Source organism: Polynucleobacter sp. 73C-SIWE (genome assembly GCF_018882465.1).
Taxonomy (GTDB): domain Bacteria; phylum Pseudomonadota; class Gammaproteobacteria; order Burkholderiales; family Burkholderiaceae; genus Polynucleobacter.
The window spans coordinates 967199-989769 of the sequence record NZ_JACVOK010000001.1; the positions used below are offsets into that span (position 1 = coordinate 967199).

Below are 22571 nucleotides of genomic sequence, written 5' to 3' on the forward strand. Positions count from 1 at the left end.
AATAACAGTAATGTGAGTAAGTGCTAATAAATGCCTAATACCAAGACCAAAAAACCAGCTAAGCCAGTAGCCAAGAAATCAGCTAAGCCAATCAAAGCTCCAGCTAAACCTGTAGCTAAGTCCAAAGCTAAAGCCCCAGCGAAGCCGGTTGCTAAAAAAGTAGCGAAACCATTGAAGGTTGCTAAACCAGCGCCTAAGGCTAAAGCCCCGGCTAAGCCAGTTGCTAAGAAAGTAGCAAAGCCGGCACCTAAAGCAAAAGCCCCAGCCAAACCAGTAAAAGCTGCTAAACCAGCACCTAAGGCTGCTGCAAAGCCCGCAGCAAAAAAGGTAATCGCTAAACCAGTAAAGGCTCCAACTAAGGTTGCAGCGAAGACAGCAGCAAAGCCTGTGAAAGTTGCTGCAAAGTCAGCACCTGAAAAAGTAGTAAAGGCTGAGCCAGCAAAAAAAGGTAAAGCAACAACAGCGCCAAAAGTTGAAGAGCTCAAAGGTAAAAAAGCGAAGGCAGTAGAAGCCGCTGCCCCAGTAGTTGAAGAAGAAAAAAAGCGCGGCCGTAAAGCAAAAGCCGAAGTTCCTGCTGATGGCGCAGAGCCAGTATTAACGGATCGTCAAAAAGCACGTGAGCGCAAAGCAAAAGAGAAAGCACTCTTAAAAGAATTTGCTGCCCAGCAGTTAGGTAGTGAAGAGCAACAAGAGTTACGTCGTGCTCGCTTAAAGACCTTGATCAAGATGGGTATGTCCAAGGGTTACTTAACCCATGGCGAGATGAATGACGTGATGTCTGATGAGTTATCTGATGCCGATGCATTAGAAACCTTGATTAGTCTTTTAAATGACATTGGTATCACCGTCTACGAGCAAGCTCCAGACGCAGAGACCCTAATTCTGTCAGATAACACAGCGGCTGCAGCCTCCGAAGAAGAGGCCGAAGAAGAGGCTGAAGCAGCACTCTCTACGGTTGATTCAGAATTCGGTCGCACTACTGATCCAGTTCGCATGTATATGCGCGAGATGGGTACTGTAGATTTGCTGACTCGCGAAGGCGAGATCGTGATTGCCAAGAAGATTGAAGCTGGCCTCAAAGATATGGTCATGGCTTTGGCCGCTTGCCCAGTCACGATCGGTGAAATCTTGAGTAACGTTGACAAGATTGCTAGTGGCGAGATGGAGATCGACCAGTTTGTAGATGGCTTAGTAGATCCAAACGCTGAAGATATTAAACTTGGACCTGAAGAGCCAGAGATTGACCCTGATGCTGAAGAAGGTGAAGACGAGGGCGAAGATGAAGGCGGCGGTGGCGGTGGTGCTGCTACAGCGAATGCCAAGCAGCTTGAAGAATTAAAACAAATCTCTCTCGAGAAATTTGCCATTGTTCGCACCCAAGCCGACAAGATGCGTCGTGCGTTTGATAAAGACGGCTATAACTGCCCAGCGTATATCAAGGCGCAAGATCTGATTCGTGGTGAGTTACTCGGTTTCCGCTTAACTGCAAAAAGCGTTGAGAAGTTATGCGATACGATGCGTTCCCAGGTTGATCAAGTATGGAAGCTTGAGCGTGGCATTGTGAGTTTGCTGGTAGATAAAGTTGGTGTAAATCGTAGTGAAGTATTGAAAGAGTTCCCGAAGATGTCCATGAATTTGACTTGGACAGATAAGTTACTCAAAGAGAACAAGCCATATACCGCTCTCTTGCAACGTAATGTACCTGCGATTCAGGAACTCCAACAGAAGTTGATTGATATTCAGAAGAATGTCGTCATTCCGTTACCTGAGTTAAAAGAAGTAAACAAACAAATGATTGCTGGCGAGAAGCGTGCTCGTGAAGCAAAGCGTGAGATGACCGTAGCCAACTTACGTTTGGTAATCTCCATTGCCAAGAAATACACCAACCGTGGTTTGCAGTTCTTAGATTTGATTCAAGAGGGCAATATCGGTTTGATGAAGGCGGTAGATAAGTTTGAATACCGTCGTGGTTATAAGTTCTCTACTTATGCAACTTGGTGGATTCGTCAGGCGATTACCCGCTCTATTGCTGACCAAGCACGTACGATCCGTATCCCAGTTCACATGATTGAGACGATCAATAAGATGAATCGTATCAGTCGTCAAATCTTGCAAGAAACTGGTCATGAGCCAGATGCTGCAACCTTGGCGCTGAAGATGGAGATTCCAGAAGATAAGATTCGTAAGATCATGAAGATTGCTAAAGAGCCAATCTCCATGGAGACTCCAATCGGTGACGATGAAGATTCTCATTTAGGTGACTTCATTGAAGACGGTAATACCTTGGCTCCAGCTGAAGCAGCCTTGCACGAATCAATGCGTGACGTAGTTAAAGATGTTCTAGATTCATTAACACCACGTGAAGCAAAAGTATTGCGTATGCGCTTTGGTGTTGAGATGAGTACAGACCACACTCTCGAAGAAGTGGGCAAACAATTTGATGTAACGCGTGAGCGTATTCGTCAGATTGAAGCTAAGGCACTCCGTAAAATGCGTCACCCAAGCCGTAGCGACAAGCTCAAGACCTTCCTCGAAGAGGATTGATCGAAGGATTAACGGGCCTATAGCTCAGTTGGTTAGAGCAGAGGACTCATAAAGTTGAATAGAGGACTAATACAGTTTTACAACATTAGTTCTTAGCATCGCAAAACATTCAATTCAACACGCACCATCTAAGTAGGTGGTGCGTGGGTTTGCGACAACAAACGATGGCATTCGCAGTCGCAGAAAAAAGTTTTTGACAGCACACTTGCGTGTATGTCACTACTACAACAATTCCATCAATCCAAAATTGACGCTGATGCTAACAAAGCAATCAAACTCATAGACGGCAAAGCCACGCTGTATAAGCGTCCACGGTCTACGCAATGGCAAGTGCGATTTAAGTTAGCTAACAACAAGTGGTATTGCCAATCAACTAATACAACAGATATTGAGCAAGCAAAAGCGAATGCTGTCTATATCTATCAAACAGTTCAAATTAAAACTGAGGCTGGACTATCGCCAATAACAAAAACATTTAAGCAAATAGCTAAAGATGAGTTGGCGAATATGGCACAAGCTATGACAAACGGAATAGGTAAGAGAACTTATAGAGACTATACATTTGCCATCAACAAATACCTTATCCCCTTTTTTGGCAACTACGCAATTGAAAATATTACAGCACAGTTAGTAAGAGACTTTGAAGGTTGGCGTATTGCGATGATGGGCAAGATGCCAATGGCAAGCACCAAGCGTAATCACTCGTCAGCATATATTCGCGTTATCAACTTAGCAAAAGAAAAAGGTGTAATTAGTAGCACTCGTATTGTGCCAATGTTAGATAGCAAAGGAGAAAAGAGTAGGGCTCGCCCAGCCTTTGCTGACAGGGAGTTGGAGGCGATGATTGCATTTGTCCCAAGTTGGATTGAAAAATCTTATACAACAAGAACAAGGTTGATGCGAATATTGTGTGGTGCGTATATAGAGTTTCTCGTCAATACTGGAATTAGACACGGAACTGAAGCATTGCCATTGAGATGGAAACACTTGCAGTGGCATTGGATAGGTGAGAAGAAGTATTTGAGAATTTGGGTGAGTGGTAAAACTGGACCACGCTATTTGATTGCTAAGAATGAAGTAATTGCAGTATTGGAGAAGATAATGCTTTGGCACGAACTTCCATACGCTACATTAGATGCATTGATTGAAGATAAGTTGGATAAGTTGATATTTAGACTGACGACTGGTGAGCAAATTAGCAATATGGAAAATATATTTCGTAATTTAATGAAACATAGCGAGCTAATGTTTGATAGTGGAGGACAGCGAAGAACGCTGTATAGCTTGCGTCACACATACGCAACAAGAGCTTTGGCAAAAGGTGTTGATATACACACATTGGCACGCCAAATGGGAACAAGTGTTTTGATGATTGAAAAGCACTATAGCAAGATAACCCCAATGCTTAGTGCTGAAATGTTGGCATAGTTGTAATATTTAGGTATCTGCTTACTTTTTGTTTATGTAAATATGCCACGCTTTAATAACGAGACACGCAAGAAGCGAATTAAAGAGCTAATGCGTATGCTCGAAAAAAACTTGGAAGTTACCAAGCGTGATTTTGAGAATGCTGTTGGTAAAAACTTTGCAAAGCTATACAAACAGCGTTGGGCTGAGCAACAAGAGATACGAAAAATGGAAGCCCCAAGTGAAGTTAAAGAGTATGAGCGAATGCTACAAGAAGCACTAATGATGTATGGTAGATATGAACAATTTACTGTGGATAAAAATGACAAATCTGGCACTTATATAGAGCGTAAGAAAATATTAGACGAACTAAGCAATAAGACAGATAGTTTATTTGAGGATGCAATGGAAAGATTGGAAGAAATAATTTCAGCTGATCAAACATTACGCATTTGGTTTGATAGGGATATTGATTTTAATTTTGGCAGTCATTTAAGTATTGACCCTATAGGTATGCCTCGTGTCATAACAAGTAAAAGTTTGGATAACTTGGCAAAAGACGAAGGAATGAAAAGGTTTGGTTGGCAAACAATGTCTGAGGTTAAGTTAGATGTGTTGCGTGAAGCATTTGAAGAGTTTGATAAGCAAGAAGTAACAGCAGAAGATGTTGAAGCTGAAATTGAGCGTAATAATCAACAAGCATTGAAGTTAAAGAGCTTGCTTGCAGATTTGAAGAAGCGTAGATAGTTGTTTGGTTTGGTGATGGTTGATTTTGCTAATAACACAGCAGAAAAACCAACATATACAGCCCAATAGCTATATGTCCTACATATGCTTGTTTTTCTACTGTGATAATTTCTCAAACCATCCAAACCAACCAAACCATCCCAACCAAGTTAAACCAACTCTACAGCTTTACGCTTCATTTCGTCATTAACATCTATGTAGCATTGCGTAGTGCTGATATTTTTGTGTCCAGCTAAACTTGCCAAAACTCTTACGCTAATTCCTTTATTTGCCAAATTAGTAATGAAAGTGCGTCTACCACTATGCGAACTTGCTCCATATACTCCACTACGCTTATACAAGTAGTGAAAGAATTGAGTTAGCGTATTTGCAGTAAATCCATCGCTATCTGCTTTTTGACTGTAAAAGAACTTGCAGTTGATGTTTTTAGGTTGATAGAATTTTGTATAGTGTTCCAATTCCTTTCGTAGCTTTTCGCTAACGAATACAACTCTTGCTTCATTTCCTTTTGTTTGCTCAGCACTTAATCTAATTTCATTGCGTATGTTGCCTTCTGCGTCAACAACATCTTTGTATTGCAAACTTGCTAATTCTCCAACTCGAACACCACTCAAAAAGGTTGTCATTACTAATGCACGATTGCGTGTGCTGTGTTTGCGTGTAGCAATAAAATCTAAAACTCTACGAATTTCTACTTGTGTAAGTGTTTTTGCTTGTTTTGCCATTGCTTTCTTCCCTAAATATAATCTTGCAATAGCTATATGTTGTTTTCTTTTATTGTTTTTTCCTACCTCGTTTTGAAAAAAGTTCGTCAAATTAAAATCCTTCCAATAATTAATGCGATACAGACGAGAACCACTGTTTTTAATGCGTAATGTAAGGATTTGTATAAATCGTTACATTGTTGTATTTACTGGATTTGTTGTAGATAGACTACAAAATTAAGTAGACTTGTATATAGCATCTACACGCTTTTTGAGCACTTCTCTACTGCATTGATATTCGCTAATGCTTACTAAGCTTTTGTAGCGTGGATTTGAGTGCTAATATTTAGGCTATTAAATTTATTAAAGAGTTAAAAATGAAAAAAATTATAATTACTATTTTAATTTCTATTTCGTCATTAAGTGCTTTTGCCCAAACTACATCAATAGATATTTCTATTTACTCAAAGGCAAAATGTGCTCTTATGCTAGATAGAGCATTAATGAAATATTCACCACCACCAGAAAATGTCGCTAAATTATTTAATTCGAGTGTAATAAATCTTATGACGAGTGGTGAGTATATAAAAAGAGTCAATAAATTCAATAAAATGTGGGGAAGCTGTGGCGCCAAGATTGGTGCTCAGGTTATGGCTTGTGCAGACAAGATGAATCTGAGTGAAAAGTCCTTTTTCGTTGGTGGGTATAAGGGAATAGAGCAGTTGGAAGACTATCAGTCATTTGGTGATGCTCGACTAAACACAAATATTGTTTGCCTAGATTCGGAAAAGTAGTGACTATATAGAGCAAGCAACTTCGTTACTTGCCGTGCCTTCGCTAAAGCTATCGCTTTCGCTCGTCACACTTTCTCCACTCACTAAAGATTTACTTTTGCTTTGTTGTTTGACTGATTTTGGAGCAAACAACGGCTATATGCGACTTATATAAAGTAGCATTGATAGTCGTCGTTTGTATGTAATGTTCTGATTCCATCGCATACAACTGTAAAAGAATTTAACGAGAGACGAATGTATTAAAACTCTCAACCAGTTTTTGCATTGATTTGCTAAACAGTAATTCTGCGGCTCGCTCATAAGTATCGCAACCTTTACAGCGATTGCTAAACGAGCACGAAGTCATTAGCCGTTATATTTCACTTCGTGTTTTTGTCCTTTATTACACAGTGACTTATCTGTGTGCATTTGCTGTCTTGTGCTGCCTAAATAGTTGCCTATTCAATTTTTTTCCTAAATTCATCACTTTATAAGCCATCGCCCTACAAGCCATATTCTGCTTGGACTTGATCTGCACGATTTTCGTATATGTTGTTAGTAAATTGAGTTGCTCACTGTTTAGCCAATTTGCGTGATGTTTGAGTAAGTTAGCCGCAACCATTTGTGCTTGCTGTAAACATAAGTCCATTTTGTCCATATGCTTTATAGCAATACCATTTTGCTTTAACCAATCATTTGCTACTTGTTCGTCATTACGCATATATATATTTATACATAACCAAATGATTCGTAATATTTTCCATCCATTTATTTGGTATTAGTATTGATTTAACCAAAATTCTGGTTGTTCTCATTGCTTTCTCGAAACTATATTAAAGATGCTTACTTAAATAGGAGATTGCTATGAGCACATTAGATGGATTAAAACTTAGCACAGCAAAAAAACCAGCACATATACCAGCAGTGGTATTTCGTCGTAATAAGCTGTCCAATAAGCTTTGGGAACAAATACAGTTAGCTAAAAGTCAAATTGATGGAACACAATTTGTTGTGAAAAAGTTCAGAAGTGTTGTTGATAAAGAAACTGGTTTGCGTAAGCAAGTAGAAGTTCCCAAGCGTTTAAGGGAGTGGTGGTTTAAGAATGAACAAGGCAAGATGTGTGTGAACATTAAGTATGGGACGCAGATGATTGAGCTTGCCAAAGGAAAATACAGTATTGAAGTAGATAGTGCATCAGCATTGATCAAAGCATTAGAGACTGTTAAGCAAGCAGTGGAATGTGGAGAGCTTGACACACAAATTAATAATGCAAGCGTCAATGTTCGCAAGGTGTTTGATAAGTAGATATATGCTCGTTAAAGAAGTCACCACCATTAAGCCTATAAAGCCATTGACGCCACAGCAACAGCGTATTGACACGCTCAAGCAACAAGTTAAACGCAGTCAAGAAGCTGTCAAAGCAGAGCGTCAGCGTCAGCAAGTCGCTAAGGCACAACAGCATTTAGCTAAGGCTCGTCAGCCACTTTCTAGCTAGACTTAGGTATTATTAAACACTCACACCCTATAAGGTATATAGGTTTGATAGGATTTATACAGTCAGAACATTCGTCAGCATAGAGAAACTATTACAATAGCGTTATACAGATTACAGCAAGGTAAAACAAAATGCGTCATCCAAGCCGCAGCGATAAACTCAAGACCTTCCTCGAAGAGGATTGATCTAAGGATTAACGGGCCTATAGCTCAGTTGGTTAGAGCAGAGGACTCATAATCCTTTGGTCCCAGGTTCAAGTCCTGGTGGGCCCACCAGAAAAGCAAACCCTCATCAGCAATGGTGAGGGTTTTGTCATTTGAGGTTACTTTATGAAGCGCTCGGGTAAACGCCTAGAGTAATTGATGTGGGGTATCTCTAGTATTGATTGATGTCTAAGCTAATTGAATTAACTTATGTGAGTCAACCAGCCCAAAATATGTCGTTCTTGGGCCTCATGAGGCTCCTGTATCACTCATATTCCAATAACCAAGCCTTAGGGATTACTGGTGCTCTTATTTATGAGAATAATCAATTTGGGCAAGTTATTGAAGGGCTTGAAAAGGATATCAATGCCTTGTGGCAAAAAATTCAAAAGGATGACCGGCACAAAAATGTTCGCTTAATAGAGTCAAAACAGATCAGTGAGCGAAGTTTTAGTAAGTGGACAATGGTTTTTCAAGGAAGTGAAGAGATAGCTGAAACCCTTCCAGAAGTTAGCGCTGCTATTGAAGATGCTCAGTTTCCAGTAGACCATCCCTTACTCATCGCCTTGAGAGATAGCCGATAATACTGGTATAGATTAAGTCTTCTAGTGAAAAGCAGGAGCTACCGCTTCAAAATTAATCAATGAAATTCTTGCAAAAACTGAGACAGCTATACGATGATATTTTGAGTCTCATTAGAGCTTATTTACGATGAGAGCTTAGAAGCCCTTAAATCATCCAAGGTAGTTTGATCTACTTTGAGTCTGACACCAAGTGAGCCAGAGCCTGCACTAACAGGTGATTTTCTCAGGCTGACTTCAAGGGATTGAATTTCAGAGTATTGTGAGCAGGCCTGAACTATTCGGGTCATGAGTCTCTCTTGCGTTTCATAGTGGCCATCGCCTGCAAGCCTATTGATCTCAATCACTAGGGGGTCATAGTCAAACACATTCTCCATCAGATCTTTTGTGATTAAGACGAGTTTTTCGTCAATCCATAGCGTTAAATCCAATAGGTGTTGCTTAGGAATGATTGCGCCAGGCGCATAAGTTCCAATTTGTGTCTGGAGCTTCAGATCTTTTAATTCAATACATGCGTTTATTGTCGTGGCGTTCATAGTGAGGATTAATTTTTCTAAAAGTGAGATTGATGCGAGGCATGTGGATAGTTGTGGTTTTAAGTAGGGCATGCCGCCAAAATTGCTGTGTCGGTGCATACATTACGAGAGCGCTACCATTTTCTAGGGGCAGGGAGATAGTTGTTTTATCACTCTTATGCCGAAATGAAAATTTACGGGTAGCACCAAGACTCATTGAGGCAATCGGGGAGTCTGCATCTAACTCTTTTTCATCATCGCTATGCCAGCCCATTCCATCTTTCCCATCATGGTAAAGATTCAGTAAGCAGGAGTTAAAGTCGGATTGGGCAAGTTCTTCAATTTGGCTTTTAAGGGCTAGTAATTCCGGAATCCATGGTTGAGCTTGTTTTTTTACCCCAGAGTAGGTGTAAGTGCAGTTTGGATCTGCTACCCAAGCCACCTTACGCCGGGTTGTCATCTGTTTTCCGAACATGAATAAGTGATCTGCTTCCCATTGCAATGTTTTTTCTAGTTGATCCATCAACTGAGTACTGTCTACTGTACTCATCCATTCTGGATAGTAGTAAGCAGACCCGTCCTTGGGCAACAGGTTTTGTCCGTGCTGTACTGGAGTAATTTCGAATAAGGCAGTTTGCTTCATCGCGTAAATAGAGGTCAACACTAAATCAATAAAAACTCTAGAATAGCCTTAATTTCCAATCTTGAATTGATAAGGGCTGAATTATGAAATCTCCAGATAAGCGCTGCTGTGGGTCTGGCGTTTGCATTATTAATGATGCTGGCGAGTGTTGGTGTGGGCAAGTATGGGATGGTGAAAAAATGGCGGCACCTTCTTTAAATTTGAAGCCAAGCACCCTCAAGAATTTAGAACAAGATTCTGATAAAGCTAAGCCTGAGTCTTAGGTACGGGCTTAAGGCATGATTTGCTTGCTGCTGCTTCTGCCGATTTAAGCCACTTAGGTGACTGATTGGTTTTGGGGAGTTCATCTAGCTGTGTTGAGCTAAGAGTGCTAGATAGTTGTTTAGTCGTACATTCACAATACGCTCGAAAATCATTTTGAGAAACCTCCTTTAAATTCTGATGTATTTGAAGCTGACTTTGAATGCAGCTTTCAACATAGCTTGAACTCAGTTTCTGATTCGGGTTAGTTTGTGCGCTAGTAGCGCCCATAGACAGCAGCATCAGTGAGATGAGGGTGATCGTGTAACATGTTTTCATAAAGAGATGACCAGTAGGTAGATAAATGAAATCAGTTGAAATAGGTTAATCACTACACTGGCACCATGAAGCCAGTGAAATTGGCGGTTTTTTCCGCTATCTTTAGCGCGATTTATTTTCCCAGTTAAGTAGAACAGAGTAAACGCAAAAAGGGCCGCGCAGATTCCTAGCAATACTTTATTTGTTGAATTTGCCTCTGTGAATACACAGATTAATGTGATTAAGCCCAATATTGCGTAGTACTTTGGGAAAAAGTTTCTCACATATTTGCTGGACCATTCGACAGGTAGAACCTTGAATACAGTTGGTGCAACAACTACTGTAAAAAAGAGCATGATGCCAACCATGCCAGATAAAAAATAATTTGTAATCATGATTGCTTTCTATATTTATCCATAAACTCTACGTAAGGAGTGAGCAGCAACCCCATTCTTAAGAGCTTCACGAACGGGAATTGCAATTAAATCAATGCTCTTTTTGACTGCTAGGCGTTCAAAGTAACTCGGGGTAGATTTTCCAATCATGGGATATACCCAGTCTGGAAGATTCAGAAAGCCGGCACGACTAATCAGCTTAATAAATGGCTTAGCTGTCAGATTGCTGGGGAAGTTATCCAGTAAATCAATAATGCTCTTGGCGCGCTCTCCAAAATAGAGCTCCGGTATATAACCTTGAATGGCCTTCTCAGTATTGGCATAAGTAGCCGGAAGATTGATAGCGCCCATTCTTTCTCCTAGGGAGCTCATCTCTAAGAAATATTGATCTTTTTCTTGTGGACTAATTTTTTCCTTGCGATAGTCTTCAAAAGAGTTAATGAAGCTGCGCGTCTCTGTGAGATGTACCCAGGCAAGTAAATGAGGGTCTGTTGCTGAATACGGTTTACCAAATTCATCTAGGCCAGTAATTTTGGTATGAATGTGATTAACCTTCGTGATGATATTGTTTGCCATATCAGTAGGGCCGTAGGTCGTTGCTGCAATGAAAAACGCAGTCCTACCAAGGCGACCCTTGAGGTCTTCTCTGAAGGAGGAGTGGTCCCACACTCCAGCTAAAGCCTGTGGATGCAGGGCTTGCAAAATCAATGAGCTAATACCGCCAATCATCATGGAAATAAAGTCCGCGTGAATTTTCCAGGCAACTGACTCGGGGCCAAATAAACCTCGATCCCCTTGCGGGGTCAAAAATGCAATGGGTGGACCGCTTCCCCCAACCATCTCTCGAATTGTTTTACGGATCAACTCATCAAGCATGGTATTAATGCATCATGAGATTTCTTAAATCGTCATCTTCAATAATTTCAGTAATCAGATCGAGTCTTATGCGGGGATTGGTTTGGGCTAGCAAATGATTCTTCTGGGCAAGAGAGATTGGCAGTAGTTCCGCCAGACGATTAGAAACCCATCCGCAATCATCCACCTTAAAGGGTTTCTTGAAAGGCGCCTCTCCTAACAAGTCTTCACTTTGAATGACGGAAATAATTTGATCTAGTAATTGAGCTACACCCTGATGTTCTTGCGGAATTGGCATGAGCGGATCATTTGCCAAAAGCTCTACTTCGCCGATCCATAGACCGTTGACTTCCTGGCTGCTACTTAATAACTTAAAGCGCTGCGTACCAAATGACTTGGTCATATAAAGAGCCGGCTGAACAGGATCAAAATCCTCAATTTGAGCTAGTGTGCCGATCTTGGAAAATGATTGAGATATATCTTCGTCACTAGTGTCGGCGTTTTTGATGATGCTCACCACACCAAATTCTGTCTTTTCTCGCAGGCATTGCTTAATCATATCGAGATAGCGTGCTTCGAAAATCTTGAGCGCAATGACACCATCTGGAAAAAGCACGGTGCCCAGTGGAAATAAAGGTAATTTACGAGTAGAGGGGGTGGAATTAGTCATCTATTCAATGTAATGGATTTATCTCATCTTTGCTGGCACCGAATTAGGGCTAAATGCCCCCTCATTTATCCTTGTAGCCAGCACCAAACTCCATTTGGGTTTACATTTAAGGCTCAATATTGGGAGATATAAATGATTCAAAAATTTCGCGTTAAGCTTGCTCGCTGGATTCTGGGTAAGCATTGCCCCTGCTATCAAATGGGTTATCACACCATGGTCGATTTTCAGCAAAGAAGTGCTGACCAGCTGGCTAAATCCCAAGAGCGTAAAAGTACCCATTAATTTTCGGTAATCATGTTTTGGTATGAAGATTTGGCAAATGCGTAGAAACTGCGCTCTAACACCTAAGCAGCTTCTCGAGTTTTATATTGTCTTGGTCTGCCTTTCCTTAATCGTGGGGATTGGTTTCTTCTTGGCGGGAGTATGGATGATTCCCGTTTTTACAGCTCTGGAATTAACTGCGGTCACGATTGGATTTTTAATCTACTGTAGGCATGCCTTAGATTGTGAAACGATTGAAATTGAAGGTAAACGCCTTTTGGTCAAAAAATTCATTGGCTATAGAGAAAGGGTTTATGAATTTAATGCTCAATGGGCAAAAATTGAGCCACCCCTAGAGGGATCAAAAACCTTTTTCATTACTCAATCAGATTTGCGAGTTGAGCTAGGGCAGTTTGTCAGGCCGGAGCAACAGATCCCTTTAATTGCTTCAGTCAGGCGTCATCTGGGTTAATTGGGGATCGCTTAAGCGCCATGCCATAAGGCCGCTGAATATCATTTGGGCTATAAGAAGAAGTAGTGCAATGGCATTGAGTATTGCAAAGTAATTGGCAAAAGGAGAGAGCATGACGGGCATGCCATCGATCAGGGCAGTCTCTCGCAAATAATCCATACGAGGTATGAGTAGGAAGCTCGTAGTAGCGATTGCTAAAAATATAGTGAGCGATGGTATGCGAATCGCTCTTAACTGAGATAAACCTCTTTTAATGAGAATATTCGAAACGCTCATGATGATAAATACGCCCCCCAAGAAGAAATAAGAGAGATGTTGAATCATCAGGTGGGCTAGCATGCCAGCTGCTTGAGAGTCATAAATTAAAAAATAGAAGATCCCGCAGCTCAAAGCTTGCGCGAAAATGCCCCCTGCCAATATATAGGCGATGAATCTGAGCAATCGATGTGCAAGGGGGTAGTAGGGTTTGCTTATTTCAACCATATGATAAAAAGGGTTAAGTAGTGCGCTGCAGCAAGATATTAGATTCGGTTTCATACTAGCTCTAATCTAATTTTTTCGCCAAATGAGTCATGGAAGTCACTAAAGCAGTCAAAACAGCACTTAATGCCTTGGTCGATATTGCTAGTCATTCAAGCAATGGTCAGTTTGTGCCGGTCCCTGAGATAGCTAAGAGACAACATTTATCTATTAGCCGTATTGAGCTCCTCTTGCGACCATTGAGAGAGTCAGGGATCGTCATTGCGGTCAAGGGGCGAACAGGTGGCTACCAACTCTCCAAAGATCCCCGCATCATTACTATTAAAGACATCGTGCTCGCAATGAATTTAATCAAAAAGCGTAAGGTTGAGCTATCAGATATTGCTAAGGATCTTTATCAATCTCTAGAGGCTTATATGCTAGGTTGCATGGAAAATGTATCCCTCGCATCTACTATCAAAGATTACGTACCCAGTTTTAGTGAAGCTAAAAAAGCGCCTGAGCGTAAGCCATATGTTCCCCTGGATCCAAAAAAAGAAAAGAAGCAACGAGGTGAGATTCAGTATGTAGTGAAGGCTGAATTTAAGAAGGCAGTAGAAGTTCCATGCGGACCTAATTCCGTATTTGACTTTGCTAACTACTTGAATCGTAACCCAAGCTAAAATCAGGTAATGACTGCAATGGGTTCTATATAGCCAAGCCAATTACCCACCAAGCCTGAATTTTTATGAAGCAGCAAATCATTCAATACCCCAAGCTAGCTTTTATTGATATTGAAACCACAGGATCCCATTTCGAGCGGGATCGTATTACTGAGATTGGTATTAAAACGCTGGCAGACGAGCAGGTTAGCACTTGGGAAAAATTAATTAATCCCCAGATATATATTCCTCAAAATATCCAGAAATTAACTGGCATATCTCCAAAAATGGTTGCTGATCAGCCAAGTTTTGATGATCTTGCAAAAGAAATTAAAGAAGAGCTTGAGGGAAAAATCTTTGTAGCTCATAACGCAAGATTTGATTATGGCTTTATTAAAGCATCTCTTAAAAGGGTTGGAATCGATTTCAAACCCAAGGTCTTATGTACAGTAAAGCTCTCAAGATTGCTATTTCCCAATCAGTCCCGTCATAACCTCGACACCATCATTCAGTCTCATGGCCTGGTTGTCAGCGCACGGCATAGGGCGCTTGGTGATGCTGATTTACTGCTTCAATTTTGGCAGGTGTGTGAAAAAACAGTTGGTAAAGAGCGATTGCTTGAAGCCATTAATCAATTGACGGGCAATGCAAGCTTGCCGCCCAATATTAATCAGGAATTGATTGATTCAATTCCGGATGCGCCGGGTTGCTATATTTTCTATGGTGAAAATAAGAGTCCTTTGTATATTGGGAAAAGTATTTCTTTGCGCAGTAGGGTATTGGGCCACTTTCAAGGCTCATTAACGCAGCGTAAAGAAATGAAGCTATCCCTACAAGTCAGAGATATTGACTGGATAGAGACTAGTGGCGAGTTAGGCGCTTTAATTCTGGAGTCTCAGCTGATTAAAGAGCGCATGCCTAGTATGAACATCAAGCTACGTCGCTCTAAAGATCTATGCGCTTGGAGTCTAGAAAAAAATTCTTCAGGAATACTTGTGCCAGAGCTAGTCAATCAGAAAGATTTGCTACCAGGCCTTCAAGAGAACTTATATGGATTGTTTTACAGTAAAAGAGAGGCTCACTCTTATTTAAAAGCAGTAGCTAAAAAGTATCGCTTATGCGAAGTATTGCTAGGGCTGGAAAAGGGTGCCGAAGGTAAATCCTGTTTTGGATATCAGCTAAAACAATGCGGCGGCGCTTGCATTGGAGTGATGCCTACCGAAATGCATAACCTACAACTTCAAACCGCAATGAGTCTGTATAAAGTGCAAGTCTGGCCTTATAAGGGGCCGATTGCAATTGATGATGGTGGTGAAATGATTGTCTTAGATAATTGGTGCTACCTGGGGACCGCCATCAATGAAGATGAATTATCCGAACTGAAAAGCGCCGGTGATGCTGAATTTGATTTAGATATCTATAAGATTGTTAAAAAAGCGTTATCAGGGCGATATAAAAACCAAGTTATCCGTATCTAATGGCCATGATCTCTTTACCAAGGCAGCTTTTCACCCGAATACGATATAAATCTTCCTGAATCCTCTCTTCGAAGATTTTGGATTACCTGAAACATATCCGCGACCGCCTGGTCTGCAGGCCTACCAATCTGCTCGCCACGAAATGGTTTGGAGAGTCTCGAGTTCACTGTTCCAGGATGCAGCGCAATTAAGGCAGTATTCGGTTTTGTGCGGGCCCACTCAATAGATGCCGTTTTTAACAACATGTTCAGGGCGGCCTTAGAACTGCGATAGCTATACCATCCGCCGAGACGGTTATCTTCAATACTGCCAACTTTGGCTGAGAGAGTCACCATGACGCTATTTTGGGGATCTAGTAATTTAGAGAAGTGACGTATGGTGAGCGCCGGACCAATTGCATTAATGTTCATGAGCTCCATGAGTTGCTCAGCATTAAGATCCTCAAGTCTCTTTTCAGGCATCCAGTGGCTTGTGTGCAAAACCCCGACTGTATTAATAATGAGCTGAAAAGGTGCTGCTGAAACAAGCGCATTGGCGCAAGACTCTATTGATGCAATATTTTGATAATCAATAGGAAGCTCTGAGTGGCGATGGATTCCTATGGCCTCAGAGCAGGATGGATTCTTTTTGAGGAGATCTACAAAAGCCATCCCGATAGTTCCGGAGGAGCCGATTACCAGGGCACGAAAAGGGTTTGGAAGTAATTTCATAGAAAAGCTTTTAATAGTGTGACTACAGATTTCAGTGATAGCTTAGTGTAAGCCCACTAGCTTCTTACTTGAGCATTGTTTTAGGGTGCCTATTTCATTCCATTGGTATTCTTGTGCAGAATCATGAATAACGATCAATAATTACCCAATGCATATTAATTCTGACTACAGTCAGCGTGTGGTCCTAAACCAGCATGATCTCCCCTGGATCTCTAGCCCCTCATTAGGAGTTGAAAGGCGCATGCTTGATCGTCAGGGCGATGAAATTGCTAAGGCAACCTCGATTGTTCGTTATCAAGCAGGCGCAAGATTTGCGTCACATCTTCATGAATTCGGTGAGGAGATTTTAGTTTTAGATGGGGTATTTAGCGATGAGACTGGGAGCTATCCCGCAGGTACCTACATCATGAATCCTCCCGGCTCATCTCATGCTCCTTTTAGTGAAGAGGGTTGCACTCTCTTTGTAAAGTTGAGGCATCTTGGGTCAGAACAGCTGGAACGAGAGATTGTAGATACATGCTCCGCAGAGTGGTTTCAGGGGATGGTACCTGGTTTAACAGTGATGCCATTGATGCGACAAGGAACGGGATCTACCTTAGTGAGATGGGCGCATCAAACTTATTTCAATCCGCACAAGCATTATGGCGGTGAAGAAATTTTTGTAGTAGATGGCGTCTTTGAAGATGAGCACGGACGCTATCCCGCTGGCTCATGGATTAGAAGTCCGCACCTTAGTCTTCATCAGCCTTTTAGTAAAGAGGGCTGCACTATTTTTGTAAAGACTGGGCACTTATTAGATGTATAGAGCTAGTTTTACCTTTTAGCTCTTTTGCATTAATTGCTCAAATGCTGCCACGAATGATTCAGGAGGTTGGGCGCCCTGTAGAAGATACTGATCATTCAGAATGATTGAGGGAACAGAGTTGATACCAGCATTCGTATAGACAGTTTTTTCTTGCCGTACCTCATTCGCAAATTCAGCCCCATTCAAAATCTCTTTAGCTATTTGGGCATCTAAACCAGCACGAGCTACTGCGTCGAGCAAATTTTTCTGATCATCTAAATTCACCGCAAGACAAAAATATGTCTTGAGTAACTCCACTTTTAAGGCTGCTTGCTTCTGTAAGTCATATTCTTTTGCGGACCAATATAAAAGGCGGTGGGCATTAAAAGTATTGTAGACCCGTTTACGACCCTCTGGATGAAATTCAAATCCTGCATCTAATGCTTTAGTGCGGATATTGGCTTGATTCGCTTTGACTTGTTCTTCAGTTAGGCCGTACTTTTGCGTGAGATGTTCAATCGCATCTTGACCGCCAATAGGCATATGGGGATTGAGTTCAAAAGGCCGAAAATGCACTTCAAAATTGACTTTGTCGCTGAGTTGCACAATGGCCTGATTGAGATTACCAAGTCCGACAGCGCACCAGGGGCAGGCAATATCAGATACGAAGTCAATTTTGATGGTTGGTTTCATGAGCTATATTCTACCGAGCTTATGTATAGAAATATTGTCTATAACAAGCTGAAATTTAAAATAGTAAGACTTTTGTTTTTTGAACTAATTGAAGTGGGCCCTCAATTTTGATTTATATTAGCTCTTAACTCTATTTTTAGAAAACACTCTAATGCCAAGCATTTCCAAGGGCGGCCTTAAGCTAATAAACAAAGATACCCTTTGGGATAAAGCATATTTATCTTTGAGAAGTGCATTATTGGCGGGTAAGTTTGCCCCTGGAGAGCGAATCATCCTCAGAAAAGTTGCTCAGGATTTAGGAATTAGCCTTACACCCGTTCGAGATGCTATTAACCGTTTGGCCGCTGAAAATGTTCTTGAGCGAGGTGGTGTTGGTCAAAGTGGGGGAGCTTCGGTACCCTTATTAAATGCGGATGAATTTGGTCAACTCATGTCGATACGCATTAGCTTGGAGCCATTAGCTGCAGAAGCAGCCGCCAAAAATGCAACTAAAACGGAAATCGCAGAAATTTCTCAGTTGCTGAACCAGATGAGGAGTCTGGCAGAAACTGGAAATCTCGCCTCTTATTTGGATGCCCACTACAAGTTCCATTTTGGGATTTATAAGCTAGCCAAACAATCAATCCTTCTCCAGGCCATTGAAGGTGCTTGGCTTCGCTGCGGACCAACACTAAATCTTGCTTTGCCAGCATACAAGCCGGGACAAAAGAGACACAAACATCATCTAGCTGCCCTCGACGCCCTCAAGAAGGGTGACGGTGTTGGGGTCGCCAAAGCCATTCGGGCCGATATTGACAGTGCCCGACTAGATATCTGTAATTTATTGGATTAAATCTGTACTGAAACCAGGGTTAATAAGTTATTCTCTTAACGAATGTTATTTGTTATAACATTCATAGACCATAGTCAAAGGAGTCGATATGAAGACATTTAAAACTGCTGTTACTGCAATTGCTGCCCTCACTATTTTTCTAGCAACTGGATCGGTCGTAGCCGCTGATTTTCCTGTCAAGGAAATTAAGTTGGTGGTGCCCTGGAACGTTGGCGGATCGAATGACATTTCCGCTCGCTTAATTTCAAAAATTTTGGCTGATGATGGAATAACGGTTGTTGTAGATAACGTTGCAGGTGCAACTGGAACTATTGGCATGACAAAAGTAGCTAATGCAGAACCTGACGGTTACACCATTGGCATGGGTACAAGCTCGACTATGGCGATGATTGCCCAGGGTCTAACGCCATTAAAAAACGAGCAATTTGCTCCGATTGCTCGAGTTACAACCGATCAATTATTGCTTCTGGTTCCTAAAGATAGCCCAACAAAAGACTTGGATAGTTTTGAAGCAATGGTCAAAAAGAAGCCAGGAAAAATCTCTATCGGTACGCCAGGTAGTAATAATTTGAATCATATTTTTGCGGTAATGACAGGCAATATTGTGAATTCAGAAATCATCACTGTTCCATATACTGGGGGCTCCAAAGTGATTATTGATCTTGCTGGTAAGCAGCTTGATGCAGCAGTCTTAAAACCTTCTGAGAGTAAGGCGCAGATTGATGCCAATATGGTGATGCCATTGGGTGTATTTGCAAATGAGCGAATTAAATCAATGCCCAATGTTCCCACTTTTAAAGAGAAGGGTTATAACGTTTTCCCATATGGACCATTGGTGCAAATGGCCTATCTTGCAGCACCAGCAAAAACGCCTCCAGAAATTCAGGAAAAATTAATCGCTATTTTTAGCAAGGCGATTCAGGACCCACGATTCAAAGCTGCTTCAGAGGATGGTGGTGCTCGAGTCGATAACCTGACTGGAAAAGCGCTAGGCGCCGAAATTATTGCCGTGACAAACACTTTGGCTGTAGTTGGAAAAAAAGTATTTTCTGAGCCTAAAAAATAAATATCTGATGAAGTATTCGAAACTGAAAGAAGATTCATGAGTCAAATCAAAAAAGTAAGCTGTCACGTTGTTTCTGCACCTGTAGCAAAGCCATTTACCTCTTCTAGAGGATGGGTTTATAAAACCAGAGGCTCTTGCATTGTTGAAATTGAAACAAATGACGGCATAGTCGGTTGGGGGGAGTGCTATGGACCATCGGCTGTATCAAAGGCATTTATTGATACCCAATTTGCTCCCCGCGTTGTCGGCAGAGATCCATTTGATGTGGAAGTAATTTGGGAAGATCTCTATAACCGCATTAAGGACTACGGCACTACCGGCATGGCAATTTCTGCGATTAGCGGAATTGATATTGCACTCTGGGACATTATTGGAAAGTCTTGCGGCAAGCCCATCCATAAACTGATTGGCGGTTCCTATCGTGATGAAGTGACGCCTTATGCAACAGGCCTATATTTTATTGATATGAATCGCTTGATCGAAGAGGCTGTAGAGGAAGCCATTGAATTTAAGCAAAACGGCTTTACTGCTATCAAGATGAAAATTGGTTTGGGCGATTTAAAGCTAGATATCAGACGGGTGGAGGCAGTTCGCAAAGCGGTAGGAGACGATATGCGACTCATGGTTGACGCTAACCATTGTTTTACAGTGCCCCAAGCAATTCAGATTGGCCGAGAGCTTGAAAAGTTAAATATTGAATGGTTTGAAGAGCCGATCTCTCCAGAAGATTTAGATGGCTATGTTGAGGTGACTCGTGCTTTGGATATGGCTGTAGCTGGTGGAGAAAATGAATTTACCCGTTGGGGATTTAGAGATATCGTCGTACGCAAGGCTATGGATATAGTCCAGCCTGACGTTTGTGCTGCTGGTGGTATTAGTGAGTGCCGCAAGATTGCAACCCTTGCTAGTGCACATGGTGTAGAGTGCGTTCCGCATGCCTGGGGATCGGTGATTGGCGTAGCTGCAACTTTACATTTCTTGGCAGCACTTCCAGATCAGCCCCCTAGCTTCAAAGGAAATCCTCCCTTATTTGAATTTGAGCAATGCGAAAACCCATTCCGAGATTTATTATCGGTTGAGCCGATTATTCAGCTTAACGGTAAGGTCAGCGTGCCAAAGGGTCCAGGCCTAGGCATTGAGATTAATCGCCATATTCTTGATCAATATCGAGTCGCATAAATTCAGCTATGCGCTATTTAACCTTTACAAAAAATGGTCAAACTCCCTCCGTCGGTGTACTACTAAAAGACTCTGCACATGTCTTAGATCTTTCGCATAGCAGTTGTCATGACTTGATGGCAGGCAATCATCCAAATTTATTGGAGATAGTACAAGCTGGTCTACCCTCTCTAAATAGAATAATTGCTAGCAAAATTGAGAGCGGTAAGGTGAACCAAGCTGCTTTAGTCTGTATCGATTCTATTTCGATATGCTCCCCAATTATCAATCCAGGGAAGATTGTTGGAGCGGCATATAACTTTACAGATGCATTGGATGAGCGTTCTATGGCTTATCCAAAAGAGCCAGTGATTTTCATACGATCAGGCTGCACTGTGATTGGGCCATATGATCCCATCTTAATACCACCTGATGTTGGTAATGTGGGCTATGAGGCAGAGTTAGCGGTTGTTATTGGTAAGCGTGCTTTACATATTGAACCTGAAATTGCGATGAGCTTTATTGCGGGTTATACCATGCATAACGACATTAGTGGCAGTGGCATGATTAAAGAAGATCAAGGTAATTTTGTACGTGGGAAGAATATGCCTGCGTCAGCGCCATTTGGACCATTTTTGATTACTCCTGATGAAGTCCCTGATCCTTATGCAATTGATATTAAGCTCAGTATTGACGGTAGAACACTGCAAGATGGGTCGACTTCCACAATGCTATTTAAAATTGCCGAGCTTATTTCTTATATTTCAAAGCAAATGCCATTAGAACCAGGCGATATTATTGCAACAGGCACTCCAGCTGGTTTAGCAATGATGCATACGCCAAGTGCATGGCTTAAGCCAGGGCAGACAGTGCGCATAGAGCTCGAAGGTCTAGGAATTTTAAATAATCCGATTGAACAGGGAGTGCCATTTCTTGAGTAAAAGATTTAAGGTCTTGTTAACGAATCCCATTCATCCTTTGTATCACGAGGAGCTATCGAAAGAGTTTGATGTTATCGTGTCTCCCGACATCAAGCCTGATACGCTTAAAGGTCTCATTTCAGGCTGCGATGGTTTGATTGTTCGTTGTCAGTTGCCTGATGACATATTTGATAATGCCGCTCACTTGAAGGCTGTCGTGCGACATGGTGTGGGCTTAGACTTTATTCCGGTAGCTGCTGCTACTAAAAAAGGTATTCCAGTTGCAAACTTACCTGGATCAAATACAACTGCTGTAGTTGAGTATTGTCTGGCTGCAATATTTTATTTTCGACGCCGCCTAGATTTGATTGATTCGGCGCTTCGAAGCCAGGGTTGGGCGAAGGCACGTCCGATGGCAGATCCATCAACAGAATTATCAACAACTACATTGGGCATTATTGGAATGGGTGCCATTGGCAGTAAATTGGCAAAAGCTGCTTCAGCTTTGCAAATGAATGTAATTGCTTTAACCAGACGTCCTGAAACCTTGCCGTCTAACATCACTGCGGCTACCAAAGAAGAATTATTTGCTCAATCTGATGTAGTAGCAATATGCTGTCCACTGAATGATCAAACGCGCGGTTTGGTTGATCGAGCTTCAATTTCTTTAATGAAGCCGAATGCTATTCTCATCAATATCGCTAGAGGTCCAGTTATTGATACACAAGCTGTTCTAGATGCCTTGGTAGCGGGAAAAATTGCTGGGGCTGCGATGGATGTTCATAATCAGCAGCCATTGTCGGGGGATGAGGCTGTATTCAACTGCCCCAATCTATTGCTTACACCCCACATAGCTTCAATGACCGCTACTAGTATGCGCGGCATGAGCAAGGGTTCAGTTGAAACTATTAAAGCGATCCTAAATGGCGTTAAAGTAGAAAACGTTGTCAACCCAGAAGTATTTTTAAATAAAGCTTAATGACTAT

The 22571-nt window shown here is 41.7% G+C and carries 29 protein-coding genes and 1 tRNA gene; 19 read left to right on the top strand and 11 right to left on the bottom strand.

Annotated features, from left to right (window positions below):
- Window positions 1-30 precede the first annotated feature (30 nt).
- From rpoD to ICN17_RS04990, 3 genes are all read left to right on the top strand, one after another.
- Window positions 31-2544, top strand: coding sequence for an RNA polymerase sigma factor RpoD (rpoD, locus tag ICN17_RS04980; protein ID WP_216236384.1), 2514 nt, complete (start codon window positions 31-33; stop codon window positions 2542-2544).
- Between the two features lie 213 nt (window positions 2545-2757).
- Window positions 2758-3972 (top strand): tyrosine-type recombinase/integrase, encoded by a 1215-nt coding sequence (locus tag ICN17_RS04985; RefSeq protein WP_216236385.1) that lies wholly within the window; start codon window positions 2758-2760, stop codon window positions 3970-3972.
- A 90-nt stretch (window positions 3973-4062) separates the two neighbouring features.
- Complete coding sequence (locus ICN17_RS04990) at window positions 4063-4698, top strand: hypothetical protein (RefSeq protein WP_216236386.1); 636 nt, start codon at window positions 4063-4065, stop codon at window positions 4696-4698.
- A gap of 149 nt (window positions 4699-4847) precedes the next feature.
- Here the strand turns inward: ICN17_RS04990 and ICN17_RS04995 are convergent, their stop codons facing one another.
- On the bottom strand, window positions 4848-5423 hold the full coding sequence (locus tag ICN17_RS04995) for a site-specific integrase (RefSeq protein WP_216236675.1): 576 nt from the start codon (window positions 5421-5423) through the stop codon (window positions 4848-4850).
- 356 nt (window positions 5424-5779) lie between these two features.
- On the opposite strand from ICN17_RS04995, the gene ICN17_RS05000 reads away from it, so the two are divergent.
- On the top strand, window positions 5780-6196 hold the full coding sequence (locus tag ICN17_RS05000) for a hypothetical protein (RefSeq protein WP_216236387.1): 417 nt from the start codon (window positions 5780-5782) through the stop codon (window positions 6194-6196).
- Between the two features lie 394 nt (window positions 6197-6590).
- Here the strand turns inward: ICN17_RS05000 and ICN17_RS05005 are convergent, their stop codons facing one another.
- Window positions 6591-6896, bottom strand: coding sequence for a hypothetical protein (locus ICN17_RS05005; RefSeq protein WP_216236388.1), 306 nt, complete (start codon window positions 6894-6896; stop codon window positions 6591-6593).
- A gap of 143 nt (window positions 6897-7039) precedes the next feature.
- On the opposite strand from ICN17_RS05005, the gene ICN17_RS05010 reads away from it, so the two are divergent.
- The 4 genes from ICN17_RS05010 (at window position 7040) to ICN17_RS05025 (ending at window position 8457) form a co-directional block, all read left to right on the top strand.
- Complete coding sequence (locus ICN17_RS05010; protein ID WP_216236389.1) at window positions 7040-7480, top strand: DUF6641 family protein; 441 nt, start codon at window positions 7040-7042, stop codon at window positions 7478-7480.
- A gap of 4 nt (window positions 7481-7484) precedes the next feature.
- Window positions 7485-7670 carry a hypothetical protein gene (locus ICN17_RS05015; protein WP_216236390.1) on the top strand — a complete coding sequence of 62 codons (186 nt, stop codon included), beginning with the start codon at window positions 7485-7487 and terminating at the stop codon, window positions 7668-7670.
- A gap of 198 nt (window positions 7671-7868) precedes the next feature.
- A tRNA-Ile gene (locus ICN17_RS05020) sits at window positions 7869-7945 on the top strand.
- A gap of 113 nt (window positions 7946-8058) precedes the next feature.
- Entirely contained in the window at window positions 8059-8457 is a 399-nt protein-coding gene (locus ICN17_RS05025) for a BLUF domain-containing protein (protein WP_216236391.1), read from the top strand.
- A 122-nt stretch (window positions 8458-8579) separates the two neighbouring features.
- Here ICN17_RS05025 and ICN17_RS05030 read toward each other — a convergent pair whose 3' ends face one another.
- Window positions 8580-8990 carry a dihydroneopterin aldolase gene (locus ICN17_RS05030; RefSeq protein ID WP_216236392.1) on the bottom strand — a complete coding sequence of 137 codons (411 nt, stop codon included), beginning with the start codon at window positions 8988-8990 and terminating at the stop codon, window positions 8580-8582.
- Window positions 8959-9612: an alpha-ketoglutarate-dependent dioxygenase AlkB gene (locus tag ICN17_RS05035; protein WP_216236393.1), complete on the bottom strand. Its 654-nt coding sequence runs from the start codon at window positions 9610-9612 to the stop codon at window positions 8959-8961. Before ICN17_RS05035 ends, ICN17_RS05030 begins: the two co-directional genes overlap by 32 nt.
- An 83-nt stretch (window positions 9613-9695) precedes the next feature.
- Here ICN17_RS05035 and ICN17_RS05040 point away from each other — a divergent pair, with 83 nt between their 5' ends.
- Window positions 9696-9875 (top strand): hypothetical protein, encoded by a 180-nt coding sequence (locus tag ICN17_RS05040; RefSeq protein WP_216236394.1) that lies wholly within the window; start codon window positions 9696-9698, stop codon window positions 9873-9875.
- On the opposite strand, the gene ICN17_RS05045 is transcribed toward ICN17_RS05040, so the two are convergent.
- Genes ICN17_RS05045 through ICN17_RS05060 form a run of 4 tightly spaced genes read right to left on the bottom strand, consistent with a single transcriptional unit; the run spans window position 9859 to window position 12090 of the window.
- Window positions 9859-10191 carry a hypothetical protein gene (locus tag ICN17_RS05045; protein ID WP_216236395.1) on the bottom strand — a complete coding sequence of 111 codons (333 nt, stop codon included), beginning with the start codon at window positions 10189-10191 and terminating at the stop codon, window positions 9859-9861. The two genes, ICN17_RS05040 and ICN17_RS05045, sit on opposite strands and share 17 nt — an antisense overlap.
- Window positions 10188-10565 (bottom strand): DUF4149 domain-containing protein, encoded by a 378-nt coding sequence (locus ICN17_RS05050; RefSeq protein ID WP_216236396.1) that lies wholly within the window; start codon window positions 10563-10565, stop codon window positions 10188-10190. The genes ICN17_RS05045 and ICN17_RS05050 overlap by 4 nt, the downstream gene beginning before the upstream one ends.
- A 15-nt stretch (window positions 10566-10580) precedes the next feature.
- Window positions 10581-11441, bottom strand: a complete 861-nt coding sequence (locus tag ICN17_RS05055; protein WP_216236397.1) for an oxygenase MpaB family protein — start codon at window positions 11439-11441, stop codon at window positions 10581-10583.
- Between the two features lie 4 nt (window positions 11442-11445).
- Window positions 11446-12090: an LON peptidase substrate-binding domain-containing protein gene (locus ICN17_RS05060; protein WP_216236398.1), complete on the bottom strand. Its 645-nt coding sequence runs from the start codon at window positions 12088-12090 to the stop codon at window positions 11446-11448.
- A 132-nt stretch (window positions 12091-12222) separates the two neighbouring features.
- On the opposite strand from ICN17_RS05060, the gene ICN17_RS05065 reads away from it, so the two are divergent.
- Together ICN17_RS05065 and ICN17_RS05070 are read left to right on the top strand one after the other, a co-directional pair.
- The gene (locus ICN17_RS05065) at window positions 12223-12372 is read left to right on the top strand and encodes a hypothetical protein (protein WP_216236399.1); all 150 of its coding nucleotides are present in this window, start codon (window positions 12223-12225) and stop codon (window positions 12370-12372) included.
- Window positions 12373-12394: 22 nt separating this feature from the next.
- Window positions 12395-12823: a DUF2244 domain-containing protein gene (locus tag ICN17_RS05070; RefSeq protein ID WP_216236400.1), complete on the top strand. Its 429-nt coding sequence runs from the start codon at window positions 12395-12397 to the stop codon at window positions 12821-12823.
- On the opposite strand, the gene ICN17_RS05075 is transcribed toward ICN17_RS05070, so the two are convergent.
- The gene (locus tag ICN17_RS05075) at window positions 12800-13360 is read right to left on the bottom strand and encodes a hypothetical protein (protein ID WP_216236401.1); all 561 of its coding nucleotides are present in this window, start codon (window positions 13358-13360) and stop codon (window positions 12800-12802) included. The genes ICN17_RS05070 and ICN17_RS05075 overlap by 24 nt on opposite strands.
- Before the next feature lie 35 nt (window positions 13361-13395).
- Here ICN17_RS05075 and ICN17_RS05080 point away from each other — a divergent pair, with 35 nt between their 5' ends.
- Both ICN17_RS05080 and ICN17_RS05085 read left to right on the top strand, forming a co-directional pair.
- Window positions 13396-13965, top strand: coding sequence for an Rrf2 family transcriptional regulator (locus ICN17_RS05080; protein WP_216236402.1), 570 nt, complete (start codon window positions 13396-13398; stop codon window positions 13963-13965).
- Window positions 13966-14030: 65 nt separating this feature from the next.
- Window positions 14031-15422 carry a 3'-5' exonuclease family protein gene (locus tag ICN17_RS05085; protein ID WP_216236403.1) on the top strand — a complete coding sequence of 464 codons (1392 nt, stop codon included), beginning with the start codon at window positions 14031-14033 and terminating at the stop codon, window positions 15420-15422.
- A 14-nt stretch (window positions 15423-15436) separates the two neighbouring features.
- Here the strand turns inward: ICN17_RS05085 and ICN17_RS05090 are convergent, their stop codons facing one another.
- On the bottom strand, window positions 15437-16132 hold the full coding sequence (locus ICN17_RS05090; protein WP_216236404.1) for an SDR family NAD(P)-dependent oxidoreductase: 696 nt from the start codon (window positions 16130-16132) through the stop codon (window positions 15437-15439).
- Between the two features lie 148 nt (window positions 16133-16280).
- On the opposite strand from ICN17_RS05090, the gene ICN17_RS05095 reads away from it, so the two are divergent.
- On the top strand, window positions 16281-16937 hold the full coding sequence (locus tag ICN17_RS05095) for a cupin domain-containing protein (protein ID WP_216236405.1): 657 nt from the start codon (window positions 16281-16283) through the stop codon (window positions 16935-16937).
- A 15-nt stretch (window positions 16938-16952) separates the two neighbouring features.
- Here the strand turns inward: ICN17_RS05095 and ICN17_RS05100 are convergent, their stop codons facing one another.
- Window positions 16953-17609 (bottom strand): DsbA family oxidoreductase, encoded by a 657-nt coding sequence (locus ICN17_RS05100; RefSeq protein ID WP_216236406.1) that lies wholly within the window; start codon window positions 17607-17609, stop codon window positions 16953-16955.
- 151 nt (window positions 17610-17760) lie between these two features.
- Here ICN17_RS05100 and ICN17_RS05105 point away from each other — a divergent pair, with 151 nt between their 5' ends.
- From ICN17_RS05105 to ICN17_RS05125, 5 genes are all read left to right on the top strand, one after another.
- Window positions 17761-18441 (top strand): GntR family transcriptional regulator, encoded by a 681-nt coding sequence (locus ICN17_RS05105; protein ID WP_216236407.1) that lies wholly within the window; start codon window positions 17761-17763, stop codon window positions 18439-18441.
- An 88-nt stretch (window positions 18442-18529) separates the two neighbouring features.
- Entirely contained in the window at window positions 18530-19507 is a 978-nt protein-coding gene (locus tag ICN17_RS05110) for a tripartite tricarboxylate transporter substrate binding protein (protein ID WP_216236408.1), read from the top strand.
- Window positions 19508-19543: 36 nt separating this feature from the next.
- Window positions 19544-20686, top strand: coding sequence for a mandelate racemase/muconate lactonizing enzyme family protein (locus tag ICN17_RS05115; protein ID WP_216236409.1), 1143 nt, complete (start codon window positions 19544-19546; stop codon window positions 20684-20686).
- An 8-nt stretch (window positions 20687-20694) separates the two neighbouring features.
- Window positions 20695-21606, top strand: a complete 912-nt coding sequence (locus ICN17_RS05120) for a fumarylacetoacetate hydrolase family protein (RefSeq protein ID WP_255538292.1) — start codon at window positions 20695-20697, stop codon at window positions 21604-21606.
- Complete coding sequence (locus ICN17_RS05125; RefSeq protein WP_216236410.1) at window positions 21599-22564, top strand: D-isomer specific 2-hydroxyacid dehydrogenase family protein; 966 nt, start codon at window positions 21599-21601, stop codon at window positions 22562-22564. Before ICN17_RS05120 ends, ICN17_RS05125 begins: the two co-directional genes overlap by 8 nt.
- Window positions 22565-22571: the final 7 nt, after the last annotated feature.